Source organism: Cryptosporangium minutisporangium, assembly GCF_039536245.1.
In the GTDB taxonomy this organism is placed as follows: domain Bacteria; phylum Actinomycetota; class Actinomycetes; order Mycobacteriales; family Cryptosporangiaceae; genus Cryptosporangium; species Cryptosporangium minutisporangium.
In genome coordinates this window covers 24,321-49,426 of record NZ_BAAAYN010000049.1, presented here as the reverse complement: position 1 = coordinate 49,426, position 25,106 = coordinate 24,321, and the positions used below count along the sequence as shown (strand labels likewise).

The window sequence follows — 25,106 nt, the reverse complement described above, 5'->3', positions numbered from 1 at the left end:
GAAACGGCGACAACCAGCTCACCACCGACTGCGCCGACGCCCCGGGTATGACGAACCGCCCCGGGCGGGGAGTTCCCGGGGCGGTGTCCGTGCTTCCAGTGTGGTCAGCAGGCGATCGAACCGCTGCCCCGGCCCCACGTGCAGGTGTCGATCTGCGTACCGCTCGCGTTCCGCAGGTACGCGGTGTCGCCGGTGTTGTTCCAGATGTAGTTGCCCGAGTTCCAGTACCGGTGGCTCGCGGTGTTGGTCCCCCTGCCGGTGTGCAGCCAGAGCGTGGCGCCCGGCCTCAGCGTGACGTTGGTCGCGAACGTGTAGACGTGATTCGCCTTGTCCCGGACCGTCCACCGGGAAAGGCTGATCGTCGACGTCGTCGTGTTCTTCAGCGTTAGGTACTCGGCGTTCAGACTGCTATTGGTCCGCGTGTCCGTCCCCGGTGAGTTGTAGTAGGCCCGGGTGAACTGGACGACCGGCGCGGCGTTGGCCGGTGCGGTGGGGAGCAGAGCGATGGCGACCGCTGCCGCGGCGGTGGCCACCGAAGTCAAAGCCGAGAACAAGCGCAACGTGGTGCTCCATCTTCGTCGATTCGCAGCACAAGGGCGGATGGACGGTATCCGAGCACAGGCGCGCGCGTCCTCGGCCGAGCGGACGCGGTTCGACGTCCGGCGTGAGTAATGATCGCCGTTTCGGCCCGGCCAGGCGCACGCCGCCCGCAGCGACTCCGTGTTAGTGCGGCCCGCGAATGCGTCCATATCCACAGCGGAACTCCGAATTGCTGACGACTGTGGATAAGCGACCTGCCGGACCGTGCCGTTCCTAGGGTCGGGATCGAAGTAGGACGCCCGTTCCCACGGATTGGAGCGCGTCGAACAATGGCCAAGAAGCCCTCACACCGTAAACGCCAGCAAGCGAAGCGGCGGGCGCGTGCGCACCGCGCTCGGCGGCGCCAACCGAGCCGTCCCGAGATGACCTCGTCGGCTCCGGTCGATGATCAACGAGAACAAATCCTGACCGAGTTCCACGCAATGCTGCTCACCGCGGTACGGAACGGTGAATTGCTGCTCGACCGCAAAAAAGGCGCCGAAGACTTCGACGACGCGTTCGCGGACGACGACGAGTTCCCGGAGCCACCGGCGGACTTCGAGCCGGAAGCTCACCGCATGCTCGTGGACGCCGTCGCCGAGATCGTTTCCACGCGCGCCGCCGCCCCCGCGTCCGACGTCGCGCTGCGTCTCCGCGAACGGGAGCGCGAGATCGAGTACGGCCTCTGCCCCGGCGACGCCGGGCTGATCGGCGAAGCGGTCGCCCTCGGAATCCTGCTGGATCTTCGTTACGGCCCGGCGCAGCCCGACGCGTGCGCCGCCGTGCGCTGGGTCGCCGAGCAGCTGGGGCCGGAGCACGGCGATCGGGCACTCGGCGTCGCGGACCTACTCGGGCATCCGGGCGCGCCGCACTGGTCGACGGTGCAACCCCCGCACGACGACGAGCCACTGCTACCCGCGCTCGTGCTGCTGCTCGCCGGGGTGGCGTCCACTACTCCGGGCGTTCCGGCGGACTGAACGCGGCACCGCGACACGCGGAGAGCAGCCCCCCGGATACAGCTAGTCATGATATTCATTTTCATGTCCGGGCCACCGCCGGCCTATCGGGAGTCACGCCGTGCAGTACCGACACGAGGAGGCACCACCATGTCCCTGAACGTTCCCACCGCGTTGCTCGAGCGTGCCGAGCAGGGCGCGGTCAGCGACGCCGAGTTCGTCGACTGTGTCCGGGAGTCGCTCCCCTACGCCTGGTCGACGATCACCCGCGTGATCGCCGACCTGGAGTCCGGCACCGACCCGTTCGCGGACGACGCGACGCCGCCTCCCACCGAGGCGGAGCGGGGCCAGCTGCTGCGCGCGCTGGCGAGCGACGCGATCCGCGGCGGGCTCGAGCGTCACTTCGGTGTCGCGCTGGCGTTCCAGAACTGCCACCGGGTCGCGGCGTTCCGGCCGTCCGCGGTCGGCGGTCCGGAGCACCGCGAGTTCACCTCGGTGCGTGGCCAGCTCCTCAACCAGTCTCCCGAGCTCCGGGACTGCTGAACCCGACTCGATCCGGCGCGAACGCGTCCGGTGAGCCCGATCCCGTTCCGCCGGCCGCCCGACGAGGCGGCCGGCGGATCGGCGTCAGCTCACCGGCGCCTCGACGAGGAGGCCGTCGCCGTGCGGCGGCCGGATCGATTGGATCCGCTCGTACAACGCCAGGTAGGCGTCGGCGGCCCGGGCAGGGGTGAACCGTCGCGCCGCGGACCGTGTGCACGCACGGGGGTCCAGCAGGTCCGCCTGCCGCCAGGCTTCGGCCAGGCCTTCCTCGTCCTCGGCGAGCAGGCCGGTGACGCCCTGCTCGACCAGCTCCGGCAGGCAGCCGCGGCGCAGCCCGATCACCGGAGTTCCCAGGGCCAGCGACTCGACGACGGCGGTTCCGCCAGGCTCCTCCCACAGCAGGGGGAACAGCACCGCGCGTGCGGTGGCCACGAGCTCATCGCGCTCCGCTCCGGCGACGGTGCCTATCCACTGCACCCGCTCGCCGTCCACATGCGGCTCGACCTGCTCCAGCCAGTACCGAACGTCCGGGTAGGACAGAGCGATGCCCTCCGGCTCGTTCAGAGCGGCGTACAGATCCGCCGGGTTCCGGTACGGACCAACCGGACCGGCCAGCACCAACCGCTCCCCGAGCCGGTGTGCCAGGCGAGCGGCGAGGTGCTGACCCTTGAAGTGCGTGATCCGGCCGAGCACGACGCTGTGGTCGCCCTTCGTCGCGGTCGGACGCCGGTCGGCGCCGTCCGCGAGCGGGGTGGCCAGGTACACGTGGCCGACGCTGTGGGCCCGCAGTGCGTCCGGCGCTCGGTCCATCTGCGACGAGGAGACCCCGTTGACGAACACCCGGCCGCCCCCGTCGAAGCGTCCGTACAGCTCCGGGTGCTTCGCCAGATCCCAGTGCAGCGTGTGCAGCACCGGCACGTGCGAACCGGCGGCCAGCACCACCGGCCCCCAGGCCTCTACGTGGTCGTGCACCACATCGATCTCCGGACGCCGCGCCAGCTCCACCGCGACCTGGTGCATATGGGCCGCGGCGATCCCCGCGGCGCGGTTGTACGGCTGCTGCAGTTGGGCGAATTGCCCGTCGTGGAACGTCACGATCGTGTCGTCCACCGGCAGCACGCTGGTTCCCACGGTCGCCAGAACGACCCGCACGCCGCGGCGGCGGAGCTCCGGGATCAGCGTGGCGATCACGTTCTCGATTCCGCCGTATCCGTTCGGCGGTACGGGTAACCAGGGCCCCGCGTTCATCAGGACGGTAAGCGTCGACATCGGCACCTCCCAGGCCCATCTGGCCATCGCCCCGTTTTCATCTGCTGAAACACGGCCCCGCCTAGGTTTCTGGAACCGTAAGACATGCTTTCTGCACGTTCCGTTGCCTAAACGGGCAAAACGGAGCACGTTTCGGACAGTGGTCAGTGGGAACCGATCGGCCGAGCACAACGGGAGGACCGCATGAGCACAACCCGGTACCGCGTCGGCTTCGTCGGAGCCGGTGGGGTGGCGACCAGACACGCCACCGTTCTCGCCGAGTTCCCGGACGTAGCGATCGCGGGCGTCGTCGATCCGAATCCGGAGGCCGCCCGCGCCCTCGCCGACCAGGCCGGCGCCACCGTCGAGCAGAGCGTCGACGATCTGCTGGCACTGGAGGTCGACGCCGTCTACGTCTGCGTTCCACCGTTCGCCCACGGTCAGGCCGAGACCGCCGTCCTGGCGGCCGGCGTTCCGCTGTTCGTGGAGAAGCCGCTGGGCCTCGACACGGAGTTACCCGCCAAGCTCGCCGCCCAGGTCGTCGCCGCCGACGTAGTCACCGGCGTCGGCTTCCACTGGCGGTACTCGGCCGCGGTCGAGCGGGCCCGGGCAGCACTCGCCGGGCGGCCCGTCAGCCTCGTCGCCGGAGCCTGGCTCGACAAGGTGCCGCCGGTCGGGTGGTGGCCGCGCCGGGACGGATCCGGCGGCCAACTCGTCGAGCAAGCCGTGCACGTCGTCGACCTGGCCAGGGTGCTGGCCGGCGAGGTCGCGGAGGTCTACGCGGTCGCGGACGCGTCCCCGCCGGACGCCCCGGGCGCGGACGTCGACAGCTCGGCCGCCGCCACGCTGCGCTTCGCGTCGGGCGCCGTCGGCACGCTCTCGACGACCTGCCGGCTGGGTTGGAAGCACCGCGCCGCGCTGGAGGTGTACGCGGACGGCGTCGCGGTGGCGATCTCCGAGGACGGCTGCGAGGTGCGGACCGCAGACGGGCACCAGTGGCATCCGGTCGATCCGATGGACGCGAAGCGCGCGGTCGACCGTGCGTTCCTCGACGCGGTCGGCGGTGATCGATCCGGAGTGCTGGTCGACTACCCGGACGCGTTGCGCAGCCACCAACTCGCCTGCGCCCTCGCCACGTCGGCGGCCGAACGTCGTCCGGTCGAGCTGGAGACGGCCGATGTCTGAGCGCGTCCTCGTCGTCGAAGAGCCCGGCCGCCCGGCGATCCGGGAGGAGAAGGTCGGAGATCCGCTGCCGGAGGGCCGGATCGCCGTCGAGACCGTCTACAGCGGGCTCTCGGCCGGCACCGAACTGGCCGCGGTGAAGGGCACCACCCCGTTCGCGACCTCGACGTGGGACGCGGAGCTGGGATTGTTCCGCCCCGGGGAGTCCGGCGGGTACCCGATCGAGCGACTCGGCTACATGGAGGTCGGCCGGATCGTGGAGAGCCGCTCGGCCGGGTTCGCGGTCGGCACGCTGGTCGCGATGGCCTACGGACACCGCACCGGCTACCGGGCGGATCCGCTGGTCGATCGGATCGTGCCGCTGCCGGACGACCTCGATCCGATGCTCGGGGTCTACGTGGCGCACGCCGGACCGATCTGCGCGAACGGTCTGCTGCACGCCGCTGCCGACCTCCACGGCGAGGTGCGGACGCTCGGCGACGGCGTCCGCGGTCGGCGAGTCGTGATCATCGGCGCCGGCATGGTCGGGCTGCTCACCGCCCTCTTCGCGCGGCACCACGGTGCCGCGTCGGTGGTCGTGGTGGACCCGACCCCGGAGCGGCGTCACGTCGCGGAGGCGCTCGGGTTGGAAACGCTCGATCCGGACGCCGAGGACGCCGCGCTCGTCCTGAAGACCCGCTGGCGGCACGCCGCAGCCGATCACGGAGCCGACGTGGTGTTCCAGTGCCGCGGACGGGCGGAGGCGCTGGCGCTGGCGCTGCGGCTGCTGCGGCCGCAGGGCACCGTGATCGACCTGGCGTTCTACCAGGGCGGCGCGGACGTGGTGCGGCTCGGCGAAGAGTTCCACCACAACGGGCTGAGCGTCCGGTGCGCGCAGATCGGTCGGGTGCCGCGCGGCACCGCGCACGCGTGGGACCGGGACCGGCTGTCCGGAGAGACGATCGACCTGCTCCAGGCGGACGGTGCGGCCGTGCGCAACCACCTGATCACCGACGTCGTGCGGTTCGACGACGCGCCGGACTACCTCTGCGCGCTGGCGGATCGCCGCCACTCCAGCGTTCAGACCGTCTTCACGTTCTGAGGCCCGGGTCGCACCGAGGTGTGGGCGCCGATCAGGCAGGCGTGAGTTCGCGTACCGTCGCCCGGCCGCGGGCCGGGTGGCGGTGCGCCATCGCCCGGCGCGTGGACGCGGAACCCGACGCCCGCAGCAGACGCGCACCGGTGACGCACGTCGGCCGCGTCGGCGCTGCCGTGCCCAGCGAGGACCCGGCCAGGACGGGGAGCTCGGTGGTCGCGTCCACGACCGCGGTCATCGTCAGCGTCGCCGAGGCGGAGGCGAGGTCGGCGAGCGCGAGTGCGGGCAACTCCACGGTCGCGGTGACCGGCCCGGTCACGGCAACCGGAGCAGCAGCGGTAACCGGAGCAGCAGCGGCAACCGGCACAGCCACGACAGCGGGCACGGCCGCGGCACGGGTGCGGCGGTAGGCACGGGCGAGCAGCACGAGGACCAGCGTCCCCATGAAGAGCTGCCACACGTTCGGCGCCCAGATCGCCGCGTCACCCAGCAGGATGCCGTGGGCCAGCCACGCAGTGGTGCAGGCCACACCGAGGATGCAGGAGACGGGCGAGAGCCCGGAGACGTCCGGGTTCCGGACCAGCGCCACCAGCTGCGGGATCCCGGGCAGCACGGTCGCGAGCGCCGCCGCCGTACCGACCGCGGCCGGTCCGCCGACCGCGTTCAACGCGATCGCAATCAGCAGCACACCGGTCAGGCCGAGCGCCCAGCGCGGCGCGGTCCGGCGGGCCTTCGGCATCAGCCGGTAGACCGTCACCAGGATCGCGATACCGATCACGCTGTTCACCGCGTTGCAGACGATCTGCACGGCACCGGCGCCGGAGAGGCCGTAGAACAACCAGAGCACCGAGTTCTGCAGGCTGAGCCAGAGCCGGGCCGGCGGGATGCCGCCGACCATTCCGCGGACGCAGCTGCGGTGCGCCTGCGGAAGGTTGAAGCCGATCGCCAGGATCGTGGCGACCCAGCCCAGTACCCACGCCGCTTCCAGCCGCATCCTCGAAAGCCCCCGCATCCGTAAGCAATGCGGGCTCCCCGGCCCGCCAGACACGGGTCGATTCGGCGTGAGCGGTTGCCAAATGAAGGAACCGGCACCCGGGCACCCGGCGAGCAACCGGTCCACTCCGCCGCGGCTCCCGGCTACGCGGGCGCCAGCGCTCAGGCGAGACAACGACGCCGGGCGCCTGCCCCCCGTGGTGGCAGTCGCCCGGCGTCGAAAATTCAGTGCTGATCAGGACGGGAAGGTCACCCGGCGAGGACCTCGTACAGCACGTCGGGAGTCGGCGCCGTCTCGGCCGCCGTGGGTGCGACGACCGGGGTGACCGTGCCGAACCCGGTGTAGTTGATCGTGTAGGTCTGCGCCTTGCTCGCGCTGGTGGCCGGCACCGAGAGCACGAACTGGGTCACCTTGCCGCTGGTGACCGTGGCCGTGAACGGCAGAGCCTTGGCCTTCTCACCGAGCGCCTTGCGAGTCGCCGGTCCGACGACGTCCATCTCCGGTTGCTGGGTCAGGTCGAACGTTCCGCTGAACTTCCCACCGGCGCCTTCGGTCACGTCATTGGTCGTCGTCACCAGCCAGTTGAGCTGGGCAGGGTCTACGTCGTACTCCCGGAAACTGGTCGGAATGGTGTCCGTCGTCAGCCTCGTCGGGTCGACGAGCATCCACTTGTCCGGGAACTCGACGAGGTCGCTGGCGCCCGTGAACTTCGCCTTCATCCACAGCTTCTGATCGACGATCCGGTACACCAACGTCAGCGAGCCGTCGGAGTCGTCGAAGGTGTTGACGATCTTCATGTCGTACGCCTTGCCGGCCGGGTTGACCGAGCCGCTGAACTCGATCGCGTCGGTCGGGTCGCCCTTCTGGACGACCGTGTACGAGTACGGCGCGGTGGACGACGTCGCCGTGGCCGCGAGCAGTTTCTGCTGGGGAGTCTCGACGGCTTGCTTCACCGCCTCGGCGACGGTCGAATCGCCGACCACGCCGCAACCGGTGGCCAGCACCGCACTGAGGGCGAGTACCGCTCCGGCACCCAGCGCGCGGACTCGGTGGCCGGGCTTCACAGCAGAACGCATGACTTCTCTACTTCCAATCGGATGATTCGTCGAGGTGGATGGTGCCGACGTGACGGCAGGGACGTCCGTCGGGCTCCAGCAGACTGACGAGTGCGGCTGCCGAAGCACTGCCGCGTGACTGCCGAACGACTGCCGAGGGCGTTTTGAGCGGTTGCTAATCTCTCGACGGCGCGGGGGCGCCGTCGGAGGAGGTACGGCGTGGAGGACGCGCTGCGGTTCGCCGTCCTCGGCCCTCTTCGGATCTGGCGGGGCGACGAGGAGCTCGATCTCGGGCCCAGCAAGCAACGCGGGGTGCTCGCCGTGCTGCTGCTCAACGCCAACCGCGCGGTACCGGCCCACCGCATCGTCGACGCGGTCTGGGATGACGAGCCACCGGCGAACGGCGCGAACGTAGTCCAGAAGTACGTGGCGGCCTTACGCCGAGTGCTGGAGCCGGACCGGTCCCCCCGGGCGCCGTCCCAGGTCCTGAAGCTCGACGACGGCGGGTACCGGCTGAGCGTCGCCGACTTGGACGCGCAGACGTTCGAGACGCTCGTGCGAGGCGCCGAGACCCGCCGACGCGACGGGGACGCCGAGGGCGCGGCGGCGGCGCTACGGCAGGCGGTGGAGCTCTGGCACGGGCAACCGCTGGCCGGGTTGCCCGGACGGTGGTTCGACGCGGCCCGGCGACGGCTGGCCGACGGATACGCGGCCGCGTGGGAGTCGCTCGCCGAGATCGAGCTGGAGCGCGGTCGGCACGCCCGGTTGGCCACCGAGTTGGAGCGCCTGGCCGACGAGTTCCCGGGGCGCGAAGGGCTGCGGGCCGCGCTGATGCTGGCGCTCTACCGCTCGGGTCGTCAGGTGGAGGCGCTGGCGGCGTACCGCAGCGCGCAGCAGTACCTCGGCGAGGAGTTCGGGGTGGATCCGGGTGCGCGGCTCCAGGAGCTGCACCAGGGGATCCTGGCGTCCGACCCGATGCTGCTGCCGCCGTCCCAGAGCGGGTGGCCGCCGCCCGCCCAGGACGTCCCGTCCAGGCCCGAGCCGACCCCGCCGCCGCCGGTACGGCAGGCATTGCCTCTGCCGGGTCCCCCGTCGACGACGTCGTTCGGCGTGCCCGGCGCCGTGTTCGAACGCCCGCCCTACCTCGGCCCACTCGGACCACTGCCGCCGTCGCCCGTACTCACCTGGGTCACGTGGATGAAGGCGTTGCTCCTCACCGCCGTCCCGGTCTGCACGTTCGGCACCATGACCTGGGCCCTCATCGGCTACCTGGCGGTTCGACGGTGTAGCCTCCCGAACGCGATCTGCGCGGCGTTGTACCTCGTCGTCACGGTGCTGTGGATCGTCGGAGTGGCGAATTCGCCGGTCGACGGGCCCAACCCACCGTGGACGATCTGGGACACCATGGCGCTCCCCGGCTGGATCTTTCCGCCGTTCGTCGGCGCCGCTCACGTGTTCGCGCTGGTGATCACGGAGGCGCAACAGACGGTCACGACGTCGCACGACGACGCCGCGGAGATAACCGCCCGCATGGACCGGGAGCGGGCGCTCCAGATCCTCACCCATCACCCGGAGATGGCACGGGAACTTCGGATCGGGCGCCCGGATCTCCCCCGCTGGTTCAGTGACGGCGGTCTGGTCGACGTCAACGCCGCTCCGGAGTACGTACTCGTCCGGGTCCCCGGGGTCACGTTCGATCTGTCCGGCCGGATCCTTCGGGATCGGGAGAGGAACGGGCCGTACCAGTCCCTGTACGACCTGGTGGCCCGCCACCCCGATCTGCGACTGCACGTCGAGGCCCTGCATCGCCTCGTCGTCATGCATCCGACGCCCTTCAATTCGACCTGGGCGCCTGGGCCGCCGTAGCAGCAGCTCAGAGCACGCGTCGTGACAGTGCCAGGTATGACCGTGGCTCGGGTGGGTAGGCACAACCACGACCTATCCGACTCGAGCCGGAGGACCCATGAGCACCGAGCATTACGCCGAACCGGTCACCGACCCGGAGGCCGAGGGACTTCCGGGGTACGCCGACGACGACTCGTCCGCGAACCCGGATCGGGATTCGGCCCGGGCGGCGGACGGCCCGTCGCCTGCTGCTCTGCCCGCCGACCGGCCGCTCGGCGCGACCGAGTTCGGCACCACCGCGAACGAGCAGCGCGAGGGTGAACCGCTGGAGGACCGGCTCCGCCGGGAGGAGCCGGACGTCACGGAGCAACTGAGCGCCCCGACGGTGGCCGACCCGGTCGCCGAAGCCGAGGCGGAGTGGAAGTCGACGACCACCGACGAGACCGCGCTGGACACCGGCGGTACGCCGCGTGACGACTACCGGACCGTCCACACCACCCGCGATCTCGACGCCGACGACGTCGCCGCCGAGATCGACGGCGAGGCACCGCCGGCCGAGGACGCCGAGACCGCGGCGACGATGGAAGGCATCGACCCGCATACCGATTCCCCCGTCTCGGTCTACGACCGCGGTGTGGACGACGTGGCCGGTCGCCTGGTCGAGCCGGACGAGGGCGCGCACGTCGACGACGAGCCGGACGCGATCGCCGACGAGCGTGGAATCGGTGGCGCCACCGCCGAGGAACAAGCCATTCACGTCGTCCGTGACCTGCCCTGAACAAATTCGCCAATGGAGGATGGTTAAACCACAGGCGTCTCGGGAACCACAGCTGCAACACAGTCGACGCACAGCTAAGTGGGAAGGAAGACCCATGGCGAACGTCTCTGGACACCCCGAGATGCACTACAGCGGCGCCCCGGCCCGTTCGACCCGAAACGGCCTCGCTATCGGCTCCCTGGTGGTCGGTATCGTCGCACTGGTGGCGAGCTGGGTCCCGATTGCCGGCTGGCTCCTGGGCGCCACGGCCGTCGTTCTCGGCGTCCTCAGCCGTCGCCAGAACAAGGCCGGGAACAGCCTCGGGACGGCCGGCCTGGTCATCGGTGCGATCGCCTTCGTGATCTCGACCGCACTGTTCGTGCTGGCGCTGGTCGCTCAGAACAGCTAACCCACTCCGACGCCGACGGCGGGTCGCCCTGATGGGCGGCCCGCCGTTCTCTTATCCGCACCCCTACAAACTTATGCCGCATTTAAACAAGCAACCGGCAACCTATTTTCGAATTCCCACCATTCAATTCTGGAATTCGGCTCGATAAGTTGACGACACTCTTTCCCCGACTAATATCCAAAACTGTTTCCGGGGTGAACGACAACAGGAGTGTCGACGGTTTGGCGCAGCACGGCAAGAGATCAGCCCGACGGTGGATCGTCGGAACGGCCGCGGTGGGAGCGCTCCTCGCCGGCTCGGTCGCGGTCGGGGTGTCCGCGTCGGCGGACGCCAGCTTCCGGGACGACTTCGAGGACGGCAAAGCCGACGGCTGGTCGAAGTCGGGCGGCACCTGGTCGGTGGTGAGCGACGACTCACAGGTGCTGCGGCAGACCAACGCGGGCAGCGAGCACGCTCGTCACTTCGCCGGCGACTCCGGCTGGACGGACTACACGCTCCGGGCCCGCACGAAACCGACTTCCTACGGCACTGACGGCGCCGTCAGCGTCGTCGCCAGGGCCACGAGCGCGACGACCTTCGTCCGCCTGGCGTTGTTACCGGGGAACCGCGCGCAACTGCAGGCGGTCAACAGCGGCACGGTCCGGGTGCTGGCCACCACCTCGGTCCCGACCGGAACCGGCGCGTGGTACTCGGTCACGCTGCAGGTGAGCGGCGACCGGACGACCGCGACGGTGGACGGCACGACGGTCGGTACGGTCAGCGGCGGCCTCCCCGCCCGAGGCCGGATCGGCGTCTCCACGTCGCGCGCCACGGCCGCATTCGACGACGTCACGGTCACCGCCGGCGGCACCGTGCAGCAGCCGGCCCCGTCGACCCCCGCGCCCACCACGGCGACGCCGAGCACGTCCGCGTCCGCTTCCCCCACCGCGATCGGAACAGCGACCGCGACGACCGCTCCGAGCCCGACGAAGACCACGACCCCGGCCCCCAGCGGCACCACGACCGCGGCGTGGCCGACCGCGACGGGCTCGGTGCAGGTTCCCGAGACGATCGAGGTTTCGGGGACGCTGGACGGGGGCCTGAAGCGCTACTCCGGCATCGGTGATGGCGGCCAGAGCGAGAGCCAGGACGCCATGTTCGAACTGGCCGACGGCGCGACGCTGCGCAACGTCATCATCGGGGCACCAGCCGGCGACGGCGTGCACTGCACCGGCAGCTGCACGCTGATCAACGTCTGGTGGGAGGACGTGGGCGAGGACGCCGCCACGTTCAAGGGCGGCACGAACGCGGCGTACACGGTCGACGGCGGCGGCGCCCGCTCGGCGAGCGACAAGGTGTTCCAGCACAACGGCGGCGGCACCCTCACGATCCGGAACTTCCAGGTCGAGAACGCCGGCAAGCTCTACCGGTCCTGCGGCAACTGCGCGACCTCCTACGAGCGGCACGTCGTCCTCGACCGGGTCACGGTGACGAACACGAAGACCGTCGCGGGCGTCAACGCGAACTTCGGCGACACCGCCACGCTGACGAACATCACGGTCGTCGGTGACGCCAAGAAGGCGACGAAGATCTGCACTCGGTTCCAGGGCACGACGCCCGGCAACGAACCGACGCAACTAGGCTCCGGCCCCGACGGCACCACGTGCCTGTACCGGGAGTCGGACATCACCTGGCGCTGACTACGCACCCGGCAGCGTCAAGGGAGGTGGAAGGCGTGCCAGATCGGCCCCGAGAGCACGCCTTCCACCTGTTTTTCGAAGCCCACCACGTGGAGTTGGCCCGGATGGCCTCGCTGATCACCGGCGACCGTGAGGTCGCCGACGACCTGGCGGCCGATGCGCTCGCCGAGATCTGGCGGTACTGGGACCGGGTGAACGCGGCGCCGGATCCGCTCGCGTACGCGCGCGGCATCCTCGTCAACGTGGCCCGGAGCTGGAACCGGCGGCACGGGCTGGAGCAGCGTGGGGCGCGCCTGGCCGCGTTGTTCCGGCGCGACCACGCGACGACCGAGGCGGACGTGCCGTCGGCGCTCGACGTCCGCGCCGCGTTACGTCGGTTGCCATACCGGCGGCGGGCCTGCGTGGTGCTCCGATACGCGTTCGATCTGTCCGAGCGCGAGGTCGCGGAGATCCTGGGCATCACCGTGGGCACCGTGAAGAGCCAGACGTCGCGCGGCTCGGCGCAACTGGCCGGATTGCTCGCGGGCGTCGACGCGACTCCGCCCGGAGCAAGCGATTCGGCGGCGAGGCCCGGACGTGGGCCGGTGGATCCGCGGATCGCGCTCGCGCGGAGCAGCCTGGCGAGTACGGAACAGCGCCGGGGCGCCACCGGAGGGATGCGATGACCTCGGATCGGCGCGACGAGGAGCTCTCCGTCCGCCTGCGCGCAGCCGCCGACGAACACCGGCCCGACCGGGCTGCGATGCTCGAGCGGGTCGAACGCCGCCGCGCCGCGTCCGGTGGAGCCCACCGTTTCAGCGCGAGCTTTCGGCCCGCGGTGGGGCCGTCCGGCGCCGGACGGTTCCGGCCGGCCGCGGCCGCGGCGGCGATCGTCGCGGTGATGACGCTGGGCGTCGGTGGTACCTGGTTCGCCGTCGACCGGATCGGACGTCCGGCAGAGCAGGACGCGGCGAGCGCGCCGGTCGAGCGGGAGGCCCCGAGCACACCGCCGACGGCCAGGTCGACGCCGGCGGACTCGCCGGCACCGTCCGGGACGCCGTCGTCCTCATCCCCCGAGCCGACCCGTCCGGCCCGGACGAGCGACGCACCGGCGGTATCGCTGCCGATCGAGGAGATCCCCGACGGCAGCGCGACCGAGCGGGAGTTCCTGTGGTCGGACGGCTCGATCGACCCGCACTCGATCTCCAGCTGGTCGCAGAGCAACGTGACGCTGAAGAACGACGATCCGATCACCGCGCTGGACGTGACGATCCGGGTCGCGATGACCGCCGGTGTGCGGACGACCGGCAGCTGGAGCAGCATCCCGAACGACAAGCTGGTGAGCTCGGTGCGGGAGCAGTCGGGGTGGCTCTACTACCGCTTCCGGCTGCGCGCCGGGGCGACGCTGGCCCCGGGCAGTTACGTCTTCGCCGGGCAGTACAACCACGCGACGGGCGGCCGGGACGCCGAGGCCGACGCGTACCTCGCGTCCGCGAGCAGCGCCTCGGAGACCGTCGAGGTGTACGGCACGTTCGACTAGTCCCTCAGTCCCGGTTCCACCAGGAGTGGTTGTCGGGGCCGGGTCGCTGCCCCGAGATCTCGTCCGACGGCGAGGCATCCGCCGGCTGCGGGTAGGTGGGCGGTTGGTACTGCGCACCGACCGGGTAGGCCGGTGCGTTCGCGCCGTACCCAGGGCCGCTCGCGTCTTGAACCGACACACCGTTGCCGTAGCCCGGGCCATCGGCGACGCCCCCGGCAGGCGCGCCAGGTGCGGCGTAGTTCGGCGAGGGGTAGTTCGGGTAGGTCGGCTCGCCGACGTTCGACCGTGGCACCGACGGCGCCGACGGAACCGCAGCGTCCGGGCCGGTCCGGGGCTCCCACGCCGCGTCGTACTGCGGCTGCGGCGCCGCGTCGTACTGCGCCTGCGGCGTGGGGGCGAACTGCTGCTGCGGCGCGGCNTGCGCCTGCGGCGTGGGGGCGAACTGCTGCTGCGGCGCGGCCTGCGCCTGCGGCGCGGCGTCGTACTGCGCCTGCGGCGCGGCGTCGTACTGCGCCTGCGGCGCGGCGTCCGCGTCGTCGTCGAGACGGAAGCGGCCGATGGACGCGTACACGTCCGGCCGACCGGCCTTGAGCATCAGCGCCGCGATCACCCCGGCGGAGAACGCCGCGCCAATCAGCGCACCGAGCAACCACGACGGCCGACCGCCCGCAGGCGGGAACACCGACGACAGCCGCAGCAAGCCGAAGACAAAAACGAAGCCGGTCACGACCGCGGCCACCGCTCCGGCGACCGCGCGGCCCTCCCAGCTGCCGAGCTCGGCCTCGTCCTCGACGCCGCTACGGAGGAACCAGACCAGCGCGCTCACCGACGTGAGCGCGAGCGCACCGGTGATGCCCAGGCCGCTCGCGAGCCCGAGCCAGAGCGCGTAGATCCGGTCTTCGCTCGCGATGACCGCCACCGCCCCGATCGCCGCCAGCGCCGGCACCACGGACCGCACGTGCCAAGCGCCGGGGGCGCCGAGCCGGAACGACAGCGGCAGCACACCGTCGAGCGACAGCCCGGAGAGCTGCCGGTTCACCGCCTTGTGCAGCACGACCGCGGTACCGACCGTCGCCAGCAGCAGCGTGAACATGATCAGCCGGGCGACCCCGGCCGCCGACTCCGGTCCGACGATCCGCGCGACCAACGTGAACAGCGACTGGCCGGTCGTGCCGGCCGTGGTCGCGACGTCGTCCGGCGCCACCGCCGCGCGGGCCTGGCCGCTCGTCGCCGCACCGACCGCCCACGCACTGAACGCGGATGCCGAAGTCATGAGGATGCCGGCGACGTAGGCGGCGCGGGGCACCGAGCGGGCCGGCTGCCGGACGTCGCGGACGAAGTTCAAGCTGGTGTCCAGGCCGATGAACGCGGTGACGGCGAAGCAGAGCGCGATTCCGAACGAGCCGCTGAACAGCCAGCCCGGGTGGAGCGGTGCGGTGAAGTCCTCGGACGCCATCGGCAGCTGCAGCGCCCGGACGTCGAACCAGATCAGCACGACGAACTGTGCGACCAGCAGCCCGCCCAGCAGCCAGATCACCCGACGTAACCGGATCGTGCTCAGCAGCGACACGAGCGCGACACCGAGCACGGCCGCGATCTCGCCGGGCATGTCGACGTCGAAGATGTCGAAGACCAGGCCGGAGAACACCATTCCGAAGACCGCGTACAGCGACACCAGCGAACCGAGGTACGAGATCAGGACGACGCAGGCTACGCCGAGCCCGGCCGCCGGGCCGAGGCCGTGGGAGACCAGCGCGTAGAGGCCACCGGGGTGACGGACCCGTCGCGCCATGCTGGTGAACGCCAGCGCGGCGCAGAGCAGCGCGATGCCGCCCAACACGTACACCAGCGGCATCGCCACCAGGTGCCCGAATTGGAAGGCGCCAGGGATCGCCACCCACGCGACGATCAGCGGCGCGTGGCTCATCGTCGCAACGATCGCCAGCTGCCAGCCGGACAAGGTGCCCTCGTGGGAAACCGCAGGTTCGGATAGGTGCCGGGCCATCTCGGAGTCTCCAGATTTCGCGGGTGAGCACACGGCACGGCACAGAACTTTGAGTGCTCGTGGCGTCGCGGAGCCCACCCCTGACTTCACCGCGCCTAATGCGAACAACGTTCGCGCAATAATAAAACTCTTCTGCAATGCGTCAAGATGAGCCGATGAACTCCTCGACCGGCCCTGCGGTGACCGAGACCGAAGTCACTCGGAGTGACCTGCCGCCGGGGAGTGCTGCATGGTGGCGGGCCCGCCGGGCCGCCCGCGATCGGCGTCGCCACCGTCCGGGCGGTCTGACGACCGAGCACATCACCCGGACCGCGCTGGCGATCGTCGACGCCGAAGGACTTCCCGCACTCACCATGCGTCGGCTCGCCGACCAGCTGGGCACCGGCGCGGCGTCGCTCTACCGGCACGTCGCCAACCGCGAGGAGCTCCTCGTCGAGGTCGTCGATCGTGTGCTCGGCGAGGTGGAGTTCGGAACGCCGAAGCCCACCTGGCGGGAGGACTTCCGGAACCAGGCACATTTACTGCGGGGGACGCTGCTCGCCCATCCCCACGTGCTGCCGGTCGTGCTGCGTACCCCGTTGCTCGGCCCGAACGCCGTCCGCGGGCGTGAGGTCAGCCTGCGCCGGATGCTCGACTACGGGTTCCGCCCGGTCGACGTGCAGCCGATCTACACGGTCATCGTGACCACCGTCCTGGGCCAGGCCGTGTTCGCCGCCCAACGGGCCACCGGCGAGATGGACCGGCCCGAGCCGTTGCGCCCGGAGGTCTACCGGGACCAGCCCGCTGCCCGGTACCCGACGGTGACCGCGCTGGCCGACCGGACCGAGCCGCAGACGTCGTCCGCGCTGTTCGCGCTGACGATCGACATCATGTTGGACGGCATCGAGGCCCGGTACCCGCGGGAGTGAGCCCCGTCAGGCCGAGCGCCACCGGGCGAGGTGATAACCGAGGTCGGCGGCGATCCGGATGAGGTGGGACGCGATCTCGTCCGGGTCGGTGTCGGCGGGCAGCTCCGCGTCGAGGACGCCGAGCACCCCGTGGGCTCCGCGGACCGGCACTGCGACGCTCACCGACTCCTCCCCCGCGGACGAACCGTCCGCAGCCGAACCGCCGTCCGGGGGGAGCCGGAACGCGGATTCGGCGGTGGCCCAGGCTGCGCCGACATGCCCGTCGCCGCGTCGCAGCCGGGCGTACTCGTCCCGTCCCGCGGCGGAGTCCGCGACCAGTTCCAGCTCTTCGTCGGCGGCGTCCGCCTCCTCCGTCGCCGGATCGACGAGCCAGAGTCGGACGCGCGTCCGCGGGTGGGTGGCCGCGACCTTGCCGACGATGCGGTGCGCCATCTCGGGCGAGTACCCGGCCCGAACCAGCAGCCGGGCGACGTCGAGCTCGCAGTCGCGCAGGTGCTGCTCCCGACGAGAAGCCGTGACGTCACGCAGCGCAACGACCGCTCCGCTCGCCTCCGCACCCACCACGATCCGCTCCGCGTTCGCGAGGAAGTACCGCGTCGGCCGCCCCGGCCGGGCGAACGCGAGTTTGACGTCGCGCACGCTCTCCCCGGCGAGCGCTCGGGTGCTCGGGTAATCCGCCGACTCGAGCCGTTCTCCACCCACCCGGCGGACGTGCTCGCGCAGCCGGGTGACCGCGTCGTCGAGCGACGTGTGCTTGGCGTCCAGCATCCGCAGCAGCGCCGGGTTGGCGAACAGCGGCCGCCCGTCCCGGTCGCAGGCGAACACCGCGGTGTCCAGGCTGTTCAGCACCGCCCGCAGCAGGCTCTCCCGCCGATTCGCGTCGGCCTCGGCGTCGAACCGTCCGGACGCGTCCAGCATCGACACGCAGATCCGGGTGCCGCCCGCGCCGGGCACCGCCCGGATCGCCGCGTCCACCGGCATCCGCCGGCCCTCCCGGGTCGTCGCCCACATGGTCTGGCGCCGACGCATCCCGGCCGGCGACGAGGGCAGGGCGGCGAGCGTCGCCAGGATCGCCCGGATCGTCACCGCGTCCCGGTCCGGGAACAGCAGCTCGTGCAGCAGACGACCGAGTGCCTGCTCCCGCGTCCAGCCGAACATCGTGGCGGCGGCCGCGTTCCAGGCCAGGATCGCGCCGTCGCCGTCGACGACCACGAACGATTCGGCCAGCGCGTCGAGCAGCGGCACCAGGTCGAGCAGGTTCACGGTCAGCTCGGCGGCGACACCGGCCACGCCGGGCAGCAGCCCGGTGGTCGCCGCGACACCGTCCAGGGCTGCTTGGTGCCCGGTGGTCCAGTCGCGCGGGACGACGTCGAGCGCGCAGACGCTGCCGACCACCGCGCCGTTGGATCCACGCAGGGGTACTCCGGCGAACGCACCGATACCGAGGTACGAGACGACCGCGGCCCCGGCGGCCCGGGGATCGGTCATCGTGTCGGAGATCCAGACCGGCTTGCCGGAGGCCACCACGGTGCGGCAGAGCGAGTCGGCCACCGCGATCCGCCGCGTGAGTGCGAACACGCCGTCGACGCCGTGCAGGCCGACCAGGCGGTCCCACTCGCCGTCCACCAGGGAGACGACGCCGATCGGAGCGCCAGCCACGCTGGCTGCCGCACCGGCGATCGCATCCATCGAGAGCGGAACTCCGGCCAGGATCGCGGTAGCGCGGTCCACCGCCGCAAGTCGGCGTTCGTCGTAGAGCTCGCCGTCTTCACTCATCACGTGCCGTTCGAACGGGCGCCGCCGCAGCGACGGAAGGACTGGGGTCCGACGCGCGTGAACGGTACCAGTCTTAACGCTATTTATGGTGGTTTGCACCGCTCGCGGTGAGCACCGGCGGTGACGTCGGGGCGGACGCCGGGAGCGCCGCACGCGCCGTCGCGCCGGGCACCTCCCAGGGGCCGAGTTGCTCGAACAGCTGCGCCAGTACGGCCATCGCAGTGAGCAACAACAGCGGGAACACCGGGCTGAACCAGCGCGCTCCGGACGGGACCCCTGTGAGCACCTCCAGCAGCGCGGCGACGACGAACCCGCCGAGCGCCATCGCCGCGAGCGGATCCCGTGGCACCCGAGCCAGCGCCACGACGACCGCCACCACGAGCACGACACAGAGCACGGAGTCCACCGCGAGGTACCGACCGTCCACGTCGACCGTCTCCGCGAGCCGCTCGGTCAGCGCACCACCGACGTCGCTACCGTCCAGCAGTTCGCTCGCACGCCCGAGGTAGCGGGCGTCGGCGACCGCGACGAGTTGCCCGAGGACGACCACGAGCACCGCCAGCCCAGCCGAGATCGCCGCGTACGGGAGCCATGGGTTGCGCACCGACCGATCGCGCACCGCGACGACGAGCCACCCGACCGCCACCGCTCCGACGAACGCCAACGCCGGCGACCGAGCCAGCAGCATCAGCGCGACCAGCAGTGCGAACGCGGCCAGCGCCCGCCGCCCACGGCGCCGGGCGAGCGGCAGCGTGAACAGGCACGCGCAGCAGAGGGCGATCGCGAGCATGTCGGCGGACCCGGCCATCGACGTGACGACGATCCGGTCGCTGATCACGAATACGACCGCGGTCACCGCACCGGCCAGCGCGCCCCAGCGGGCGGCAGCGAAGTGCGTCAGCATCCCGATCGCGGCCAGGAACGAGACGAACGGGACGACGAGCAGACCCGGTGCGCCGAGCACCGCGACGAACGGCGCGGAGAGCAGTGGGTAGATCAGGTTGGGATCGGCGGACCCGGCGTGCTCGAACAGCCAGCTGTCCCCGTTCTGCCAGCAGGACCAGCCGGAACAGTTCTCTTGGAAGAACGCCTTGTCGGAGAGGCCCTGGTAGGTCAGCGCGGTCGCCTCGGCCGGCGAGTGGCCGAGGAACCGGTACGACCACGCGAGGTGGTAGAGGCTGGTCGGACCGTAGTGCCAGGTCCGGTCCGCGAGCACGGCGAGGCTGACGACGACCAGCCCGGCGATCGTGGCCCAGGCGTGTGCGGGCAGCGCGCCGACCCACTGCGTCCCGAACCGGATCGGCCGCCATCGCCGGGCCCGCCGAGGCAGTGGCACCGGCTCGCGGGCCCCGGCCTCGGTGGAGCGGGACGGCACCCGGCGGATCGGCCCCCACAGGTCGACCAGCAGCGCGACGACGGCCAGCACCAGCAACGGGACGATCGGCGCGTGATAGCGGAACGCCGCCGGCCAGAACTCGACCACGTTGATCGCGCTCACGACGAGGAACGCGCCGGCCGCCAGCGCGGACAGCTCGCTGCGGAACCGCCAGACCACGGCGACCGTGGCGGCGGCCAGCAAGGCGACCAACGCCAGGTCGTACCGCACCCGCAGCAGGTCCGAGCGGACGATGTTCCAGACCACGTCCGGGAGGGCGGCGACGCCATAGGTCCCGAAGTACTTCCCGGCGAGGTCGTCGAATCGACGGCTGAGCGACAGCTCCTCGCCGCCGAAGATCAGCGGTGAGACGAGCATCTGGACGGCGAGGACGCCGACCCCCACGAGGCTGCCCCAGACCGCGAACGGCAGCCACGGGTTGCGGATCGCGCGGTCGCGGACGGCCACGAGCAGCCAGGCCGCGCCGACGGCGACCGGCAGCGCGATCGCGAACTGCCGGTTGAGCATCCCGAGCACGACCAGGACGACGTACCAGGCGACGTGTTTGCGGGTGACCCGCTGGGCCAGCGGCAACAGCAACAGCGGCAGGGTCAGCAGCGCGAACGCCGGCCCCTCGGTGTGCGCGACCACGCTCCAGCGCGAGACCGAGACCGGCAGCAGCAGCATCGCGCCGGCCACCAGGGCCCACCGGGGCCCCCAGAGCCGGGACGCGAGCACCACCGTCGCGACGATCGCCAGTGCGTAGCCGATGATCGGGACGACGAGCAGTCCGGCCGGACCGATCAGCACGACGAACGGCGCGGAGAGCAGCGGCAGCAGGATGCGCGGTCCGACCACGGCCGCGTACTGCCCGGTGAAGAAGCTGGTGCGGTAATCCTCCGGCCAGCAGGTCCAGCAGTTGGCCAGCCCCGGATTGGTCGCGAGGTAGTCGTAGGAGAGCTGGGCCGCCTCCGCCTGCGGATGGCCGAGGTACCAGTAGGTCCACGCCAGGTAGATCCGGGAGTCCGGACCGTAATGGGCGTTCGTCGCCGACGCCAGCAGGACGGCGAGCGCGCACAGCGCGGCGAGCAACAGCCAGCCCCGGGCCGGGAGGGCGGTGCGGAGCGATCGAGTGATCCTCTTCATCGGTTCGGAACGGTAGGCGGATCCCGCCCAAATCTCTGCCCTGAGCTGCCGTGTTCGCAGGTTGTACGGGAACTGTTCCGCGCGGCGGTCCACAACCGTCGCCGCGCGGCCTTCGTGTAAAGAACTCTTGACACGGTGTCTACTCTGACAGACATCGGAGGTGTTAAGAATGCTTTACATCGGAGGCCCTGGGTGACGCTCACCGAGAAGCGGGCGTGGATCATGCTGGTCGTCAGCGTGGTGGCGTACGTGGCGTACGTCGTCACGATCGTCGGCCGCACGGACGGGCGAGCGTTGTCCGACGTCCCGTACGCGGGACCGTTGCTGACCACGATCGGCGGCGCGATCGTCGCCGCGATCGTGATCGAGATCCTGATGAGCATCTTCACGCCGCACGCGTCTCGAGCCCGCGACGTGCGCGACAAGGAGATCAACCGGCTCGGTGAGTACGTCGGTCAGTCGTTCGTCACGATCGGCGGTGTCGCGGCGATGCTGATGTGCATCGTCGAGTGGGACCAGTTCTGGATCGCGAACGTCATCTACCTGTGCTTCGTACTGGCCGGGATCCTCGGCTCGGTCACCAAGGTGATCGTCTACCGCCGGACGTTCCCCGAATGGTGAAGCCGACCCGGGTCACGAATTCGATCCGCGCCCTGCGCTTCGCCAACGGCGAGATGACCCAGGCCGAACTGGCCGAGCGCATCGGCGTGACCCGGCAAACCGTCATCGCCATCGAGCAGGGGCGGTACTCGCCCTCGCTGGAGATGGCGTTCCGTATCGCCCGTGTGTTCCACGTTCCACTCGACGACGTATTCCACTACCCGGAAGACCCAGGAGGAGCGACATGAAAGCGTGCGTGCGCACCGTCTACGGCGAGGCCGACGTTCTCGAGGTGCGGGAGGTGCCCGCGCCGACCCCGGGCGACCGCGAGGTGCTCGTCAGAGTCCGAGCGGCCAGCAACGACCGCGGCGTCTGGCACATGATGACCGGCCGCCCCTATCTGATGCGCCCGGTCATCGGACTCCGTGCGCCGAAGGTCGCGGTGCTCGGCCGGGCCTTCGCCGGCGTCGTCACCGAGGTCGGCGCGCAGGTGACCCGCTTCCGGCCCGGCGACGAGGTGTTCGGCACCAACAGCACCGGCTGCTGGGCCGAGTACGCCGTGGCGCCCGAGAAGCGGCTCGCCTCGTTACCGCCGAACGTCTCGTTCGAGCAGGCCTCCACCGTCGGCTGCTCCGGAACGTCCGCGCTGCAAGCGATTCGCGACCTCGGACGCGTGCGGGCCGGCCAGCGCGTTCTGGTGATCGGCGCGGCCGGCGGCGTCGGGTCGTTCGCCGTCCAGATCGGCAAGTCGCTCGGCGCGACGGTCACCGGCGTCTGCAGCACCTCGAAGATCGACCTGGTGCGCTCGATCGGCGCCGACGACGTCATCGACTACACCCGCGAGGAAGTGGACGCCCACGGCGCGCGGTACGACGTCGTCGTCGACACCGCCGGAAACCGACCGCTGTCGCTCCTGCAGCGCGCGCTGACACCGACCGGGACGCTCGTCCTCGTCGGCGGCGAGGAGTCACGCGGACGGCTGCTGCAGGGCTTCCACCGGCAACTGTTCGCGCCACTGATCGGGATCGTCCGCCGCCGCCGGATGCGGAACCTCCTCGGTACGGAGAACGTCGCCGATTTCGAGGAGCTCGGTCGCCTGATGACGGCCGGCTCGGTGACGCCGCCGATCGTCCACACCTACTCGCTCGACGAGGCGCCGGACGCGATGCGCTACCTCGCCGAGGGACACCCAGCGGGCAAGATCGTCATCACTGTCTGACGCTCTCCACCACCGAGTGCGGTGCGGGCAGGCTGTCGCTCTCGGTGCTGCGCTGCAGCGAGCCGAGGCCGGCGCCGATCGCGATGCTGATCGCCGCCACCACGACGACGATGATCACCAGCAGGATCACCATCCGGCGCGGGAGGCCTTCCTCGGCGTCCAGGTCGTCCGGGTGCGGCTCCGACCGTTGCTGACGCCGTCGCGCCGCCCGCCGTCCGATGCCCGGCCCCGCTCGCCACGGCGTCGCGTCGGAGGTTCCCGACGCCGAGTGCCCGACGGACACCGGGTGCCCGGTCGGTGGTGGGCTACCGAACGGCGCCGGGCTCGCCGGCGGCGGCACACTGCCTAGCCGCGCTGAGCTGTCGAGCGGTGGGCCTCCGAACGGAGGGCTTCCCAGCGGCGGAGGGCTGCCCACCGGCGGGCTGCCGACCGGCGGGCTTCCTACCGAGCCGGCCGGCGACAGCGGCGGCGCCACACCGGTCGACGAGGTTGGTGGCGCGAACCCGGGCCCGGAGATCGGCGCGACGTCCGGCTCGGCGGCGTGCCGTCCGGACCGCGTCACCGGCGGCGCGCCGAGTGCGTCGTCCGCCCCGTGACCGAACGACGACCGCACGTCGGGACCGGCGCCGTGACCGAACGACGGGCCGACGTTCGTCGGTGGACGATATCCGGGGGTGACCGGCCCGCCGGGCTGGACACCGTGCCCGTACGAGGAGCCGACTCCGCCGGTGCGGTCGTAGTTCGTTCCGGAGAGGTCGTAGCCCGGTGGCGGGGTGAACGGCCCGGACTCGGGGATCGCGAGGTGACCGGGGGGCGGGGTCCGCAACTGGAGCGGCACGGACGCGTCGGTCGACTGCCGTCGCGGGGCCGGCCGGGGCCTCCCGCCGAGCCGCGCCTGCGCCGAACCGGTGGTCAGCGCCATCACGGCGCGCACGTCGTCGTCCACCCGGAGTGGTGTGTCCGCGTTCGCGGACCAGCTGGATCCGAAGTCCGCCACGGCGGCGGCCGCGAGCGCCAGTGCAAAAGCCTTCGCGGACGCCGGACGCGCGGCCGGCTCCTTCTCCAGCGTCTGGCCGATCACCGCCGCGATCTGGGGCGGCATACCGGCCGGCAACTCCGGGCGCTTCGTCAGGTGGTGGTGGAGCATCGCCGAGAACGGCAGCTCGAGCGAGAACGGCGTCCGCCCGGTCAGCATGTGGTAGACCAATCCGCCGACCGCGTACACGTCCGTGGGCGGACCGACGCGCTGGCCGAGGATCTGCTCGGGCGCGGCGTAGGCCGGCGTCCCCACCAGCGTGCCGGTCGTGATCGAGGAGCCCTCGAAGAGCTTCGCGATGCCGAAGTCGGTGACCTTGACGGCCCCGTCGCCCGCGAACAGAACGTTGTCGGGCTTGATGTCGCGGTGCACGATGCCGCGCTGGTGCGCCGCGTGCAGCGCGTCGGCGATCGCCAGCCCGATCGCGCACGCGGTCTCCGGGCGGATCCCCTCGGCGATGCGTGACGTAAGGGTGCCACCCGGAAGGTGTTCCATGACGATCAGACAGAGGCCGTCGCTTTCCGCATAGTCATGTACGCGGACGACATGCGGGTGGTCGAATACCGCCATTACTTGCGCTTCGGCAAGAAATCGGCGCTCGACATCCGGGCCGGAAATCGTCAGAATCTTGATCGCGACCGGTCGGCCGAGGCGTCGATGACGGCCCTCGATGACCAACCCGAAGCCGCCGCGACCCAGCTCAGCTCCCACCTCGTACTGGGGCAGCGCGGCCGTGAGCTGGGCCCGGTCGAAAAGCATCCGATGGATCCCATCACGTCGAATGGCCTGGTACCTGGATGTGTCGATGAAACACCATCCAGCGAGCGGTTACCGGCAGATTCCAGTTCCGGACAGTGTGCTTCGACACTTCACCGCGTCATTAATCGGCTACGCATCAGTACTATCACCGAGAGTGAACTCTTTCGACCGGCGAGTGCGGAGAACGCTTGACCGCGCGGAAGGCCGGAGGCCGAAAGGGCTCAACGAGTCGTCGGGCGCGAACGAACGAGTACGGCCCACTTCGGGACGAGCAAGACTAATCCAGTGATACCAGCCGGGACGGGTCGGCGTGCGCAGCCTCGCGACTGCCCGCCCTGGGCTGCGCGGCGCGGCCGGCCACAGCCGCTCGAAATCGCCCCGCGCGGCGCACTTCTGACGGATCGAACCTCGCCGGAATCAGGAGACGACACCCGTCGCGAA

At 70.9% G+C, this 25,106-nt stretch carries 22 protein-coding genes; 14 read left to right on the top strand and 8 right to left on the bottom strand.

Annotated features, from left to right (window positions below):
• Window positions 1-104: 104 nt before the first annotated feature.
• A complete protein-coding gene (locus ABEB28_RS34940) occupies window positions 105-560 on the bottom strand; it encodes a lamin tail domain-containing protein (RefSeq protein ID WP_345732551.1) in 456 nt (151 codons plus the stop codon).
• 402 nt (window positions 561-962) lie between these two features.
• Here ABEB28_RS34940 and ABEB28_RS34935 point away from each other — a divergent pair, with 402 nt between their 5' ends.
• On the top strand, window positions 963-1,556 hold the full coding sequence (locus ABEB28_RS34935) for a hypothetical protein (RefSeq protein ID WP_345732550.1): 594 nt from the start codon (window positions 963-965) through the stop codon (window positions 1,554-1,556).
• A 129-nt stretch (window positions 1,557-1,685) separates the two neighbouring features.
• Window positions 1,686-2,078, top strand: a complete 393-nt coding sequence (locus tag ABEB28_RS34930; protein ID WP_345732549.1) for an SCO5389 family protein — start codon at window positions 1,686-1,688, stop codon at window positions 2,076-2,078.
• An 84-nt stretch (window positions 2,079-2,162) separates the two neighbouring features.
• On the opposite strand, the gene ABEB28_RS34925 is transcribed toward ABEB28_RS34930, so the two are convergent.
• A complete protein-coding gene (locus tag ABEB28_RS34925) occupies window positions 2,163-3,347 on the bottom strand; it encodes a glycosyltransferase (protein ID WP_345732548.1) in 1,185 nt (394 codons plus the stop codon).
• A 183-nt stretch (window positions 3,348-3,530) separates the two neighbouring features.
• On the opposite strand from ABEB28_RS34925, the gene ABEB28_RS34920 reads away from it, so the two are divergent.
• Complete coding sequence (locus ABEB28_RS34920) at window positions 3,531-4,511, top strand: Gfo/Idh/MocA family protein (protein WP_345732547.1); 981 nt, start codon at window positions 3,531-3,533, stop codon at window positions 4,509-4,511.
• Entirely contained in the window at window positions 4,504-5,589 is a 1,086-nt protein-coding gene (locus tag ABEB28_RS34915) for a zinc-dependent alcohol dehydrogenase (protein ID WP_345732546.1), read from the top strand. The genes ABEB28_RS34920 and ABEB28_RS34915 overlap by 8 nt, the downstream gene beginning before the upstream one ends.
• Before the next feature lie 31 nt (window positions 5,590-5,620).
• Here the strand turns inward: ABEB28_RS34915 and ABEB28_RS34910 are convergent, their stop codons facing one another.
• Both ABEB28_RS34910 and ABEB28_RS34905 read right to left on the bottom strand, forming a co-directional pair.
• On the bottom strand, window positions 5,621-6,577 hold the full coding sequence (locus ABEB28_RS34910) for a SemiSWEET family transporter (protein ID WP_345732545.1): 957 nt from the start codon (window positions 6,575-6,577) through the stop codon (window positions 5,621-5,623).
• A gap of 248 nt (window positions 6,578-6,825) precedes the next feature.
• Window positions 6,826-7,653, bottom strand: a complete 828-nt coding sequence (locus ABEB28_RS34905) for a hypothetical protein (protein WP_345732544.1) — start codon at window positions 7,651-7,653, stop codon at window positions 6,826-6,828.
• A gap of 198 nt (window positions 7,654-7,851) precedes the next feature.
• On the opposite strand from ABEB28_RS34905, the gene ABEB28_RS34900 reads away from it, so the two are divergent.
• From ABEB28_RS34900 to ABEB28_RS34875, 6 genes are all read left to right on the top strand, one after another.
• On the top strand, window positions 7,852-9,498 hold the full coding sequence (locus ABEB28_RS34900) for an AfsR/SARP family transcriptional regulator (RefSeq protein ID WP_345732543.1): 1,647 nt from the start codon (window positions 7,852-7,854) through the stop codon (window positions 9,496-9,498).
• 97 nt (window positions 9,499-9,595) lie between these two features.
• Window positions 9,596-10,255 carry a DUF5709 domain-containing protein gene (locus tag ABEB28_RS34895; RefSeq protein WP_345732542.1) on the top strand — a complete coding sequence of 220 codons (660 nt, stop codon included), beginning with the start codon at window positions 9,596-9,598 and terminating at the stop codon, window positions 10,253-10,255.
• Between the two features lie 94 nt (window positions 10,256-10,349).
• A complete protein-coding gene (locus ABEB28_RS34890; protein WP_345732541.1) occupies window positions 10,350-10,643 on the top strand; it encodes a hypothetical protein in 294 nt (97 codons plus the stop codon).
• A gap of 194 nt (window positions 10,644-10,837) precedes the next feature.
• A complete protein-coding gene (locus tag ABEB28_RS34885; RefSeq protein WP_345732540.1) occupies window positions 10,838-12,322 on the top strand; it encodes a pectate lyase in 1,485 nt (494 codons plus the stop codon).
• Between the two features lie 35 nt (window positions 12,323-12,357).
• Window positions 12,358-12,987 (top strand): SigE family RNA polymerase sigma factor, encoded by a 630-nt coding sequence (locus ABEB28_RS34880; protein WP_345732539.1) that lies wholly within the window; start codon window positions 12,358-12,360, stop codon window positions 12,985-12,987.
• On the top strand, window positions 12,984-13,841 hold the full coding sequence (locus tag ABEB28_RS34875; RefSeq protein WP_345732538.1) for a hypothetical protein: 858 nt from the start codon (window positions 12,984-12,986) through the stop codon (window positions 13,839-13,841). Before ABEB28_RS34880 ends, ABEB28_RS34875 begins: the two co-directional genes overlap by 4 nt.
• 4 nt (window positions 13,842-13,845) lie before the next feature.
• Here ABEB28_RS34875 and ABEB28_RS34870 read toward each other — a convergent pair whose 3' ends face one another.
• The gene (locus tag ABEB28_RS34870; RefSeq protein WP_345732537.1) at window positions 13,846-15,768 is read right to left on the bottom strand and encodes an APC family permease; all 1,923 of its coding nucleotides are present in this window, start codon (window positions 15,766-15,768) and stop codon (window positions 13,846-13,848) included.
• A 233-nt stretch (window positions 15,769-16,001) separates the two neighbouring features.
• Here ABEB28_RS34870 and ABEB28_RS34865 point away from each other — a divergent pair, with 233 nt between their 5' ends.
• A complete protein-coding gene (locus ABEB28_RS34865; protein WP_345732536.1) occupies window positions 16,002-16,754 on the top strand; it encodes a TetR/AcrR family transcriptional regulator in 753 nt (250 codons plus the stop codon).
• Between the two features lie 6 nt (window positions 16,755-16,760).
• On the opposite strand, the gene ABEB28_RS34860 is transcribed toward ABEB28_RS34865, so the two are convergent.
• Both ABEB28_RS34860 and ABEB28_RS34855 read right to left on the bottom strand, forming a co-directional pair.
• A complete protein-coding gene (locus tag ABEB28_RS34860; protein WP_345732535.1) occupies window positions 16,761-18,530 on the bottom strand; it encodes a PAS domain-containing protein in 1,770 nt (589 codons plus the stop codon).
• 79 nt (window positions 18,531-18,609) lie between these two features.
• Entirely contained in the window at window positions 18,610-21,051 is a 2,442-nt protein-coding gene (locus tag ABEB28_RS34855; protein WP_345732534.1) for a hypothetical protein, read from the bottom strand.
• A 192-nt stretch (window positions 21,052-21,243) separates the two neighbouring features.
• On the opposite strand from ABEB28_RS34855, the gene ABEB28_RS34850 reads away from it, so the two are divergent.
• From ABEB28_RS34850 to ABEB28_RS34840, 3 genes are read left to right on the top strand one after another with little or no spacing between them, the layout of a single operon-like run.
• The gene (locus ABEB28_RS34850; protein ID WP_345732533.1) at window positions 21,244-21,672 is read left to right on the top strand and encodes a hypothetical protein; all 429 of its coding nucleotides are present in this window, start codon (window positions 21,244-21,246) and stop codon (window positions 21,670-21,672) included.
• The gene (locus tag ABEB28_RS34845; RefSeq protein ID WP_345732532.1) at window positions 21,666-21,899 is read left to right on the top strand and encodes a helix-turn-helix transcriptional regulator; all 234 of its coding nucleotides are present in this window, start codon (window positions 21,666-21,668) and stop codon (window positions 21,897-21,899) included. The genes ABEB28_RS34850 and ABEB28_RS34845 overlap by 7 nt, the downstream gene beginning before the upstream one ends.
• On the top strand, window positions 21,896-22,870 hold the full coding sequence (locus ABEB28_RS34840) for an NAD(P)-dependent alcohol dehydrogenase (protein WP_345732531.1): 975 nt from the start codon (window positions 21,896-21,898) through the stop codon (window positions 22,868-22,870). Before ABEB28_RS34845 ends, ABEB28_RS34840 begins: the two co-directional genes overlap by 4 nt.
• Here ABEB28_RS34840 and ABEB28_RS34835 read toward each other — a convergent pair.
• Window positions 22,860-24,665 (bottom strand): serine/threonine-protein kinase, encoded by a 1,806-nt coding sequence (locus tag ABEB28_RS34835; protein ID WP_345732530.1) that lies wholly within the window; start codon window positions 24,663-24,665, stop codon window positions 22,860-22,862. The genes ABEB28_RS34840 and ABEB28_RS34835 overlap by 11 nt on opposite strands.
• Window positions 24,666-25,106 lie beyond the last annotated feature (441 nt).